The organism is Candidatus Hodgkinia cicadicola, assembly GCF_002774925.1.
On record NZ_NXGO01000121.1, the window covers coordinates 1 to 798 of the forward strand.

The 798-nt window shown below is 38.7% G+C and carries 1 protein-coding gene and 1 pseudogene; one reads left to right on the forward strand and one right to left on the reverse strand.

The features are described from left to right. The first annotated feature begins 334 nt into the window (after positions 1 to 334). Positions 335 to 460 (forward strand): hypothetical protein, encoded by a 126-nt coding sequence (locus tag MAGTDC_RS05735; protein WP_278046988.1) that lies wholly within the window; start codon positions 335 to 337, stop codon positions 458 to 460. 209 nt (positions 461 to 669) lie between these two features. Here the strand turns inward: MAGTDC_RS05735 and MAGTDC_RS03600 are convergent. Next, a pseudogene (locus MAGTDC_RS03600) lies at positions 670 to 798 on the reverse strand (Hsp70 family protein); the annotation flags it as partial.

Below are 798 nucleotides of genomic sequence, written 5' to 3' on the forward strand. Positions count from 1 at the left end.
CCTTGTATTGTCTCTACAACTTTTATTGTCGCTGTTCGCCGCATCGTAAACGCAAAAAAGTTCTAGTTTTTTTGATAAACACAACAATGGAAACATTCCTAGTCATCATTTGAAGGCAATCGCCGTATCTTTAGAGTAGGTCCAGTGTGCGTGAATGTGTTCAGAGTTCAAATAGGGAGGGAAGCGGCACTCATAAATACTGTACATGGTGGCAGAAGCGCTGAGGCCGGCCCTCGTTGAGAGGTATGGGAAACACCGTTGCAGAATTACCTTGCACAATAAAGTAAGATGTATCTTGTAGATTACAGTACAGAATACCAACATAGGTGATCAGTTGAACACAGATAGGGACAGCTACAAGTGTCACGATTGATGCAAAAAGACTGAAGTGGTATGGTCATATGAATGATGGAAGGAAGGTGGCCAAAGATGGTTATGAATTGGCTTACACCAGAAATAAAGAAAAGAAGTTGAGGATTAACATAAATAATACGGAAAGATCTTCAACATGAATTACTTTGTTGTGGCAAGTAGACAGGGCACTGAAAAGCTGTGCAAAACCTTCTCTGTATGTAAAGGTGAAGCAGTGTTAGCATGCAATCCTTGCAGTATTGACAAAGGTAATGGTGGTGAATTTTATTTGTAAGAGGCATGATGGTGGGTTGAAATTTTCAGAATGAGGTCACATGGTTTTATTGTGTTTTTAACGAGATCATCAACAAGTTCTTCTAATTTTGATCTTGATAAGTTACATGTTAAATGTTTTGGACCATTTTTATCAGCAGTAATAAAAGGTAG